The sequence below is a fragment of the Pseudomonas sp. E45-MNA-CIBAN-0222 genome (assembly GCF_040310405.1).
Taxonomy (GTDB): domain Bacteria; phylum Pseudomonadota; class Gammaproteobacteria; order Pseudomonadales; family Pseudomonadaceae; genus Stutzerimonas; species Stutzerimonas stutzeri_AC.
Map to the genome: position 1 here is coordinate 1 of NZ_JBEOPU010000159.1, position 258 is coordinate 258.

Genomic DNA, 258 nt, shown 5'->3' on the forward strand with positions numbered 1-258 from the left:
TGCCATGGATGGTGTTGTGCACCACCTCGTTGCCCTTGTTGGCGATTTCCACCGAGCGCTCTGCCACGGCCGAGGATTCGGCGGCGTTGGCCGATACTTGATCAATGGACTGGGCCATCTGATTGATCGCCGTGGAAGCTTCGGCGATCTGCTGGGCCTGGTGCTCCGAGGCTTGGGCCAGGTGCATGGCGGTGGCCTGGGTGTCCTGCACCGCGCCGGCGACCTGGCCGGCGGTGAGGTTGATAGTTGCCACCAGGT

The 258-nt window shown here is 64.3% G+C and carries 1 pseudogene; it reads right to left on the reverse strand.

The annotated features are described in order from the left end of the window. Nucleotides 1–258 (reverse strand): annotated as a pseudogene (locus AAEZ08_RS23160) (chemotaxis protein); the annotation flags it as partial.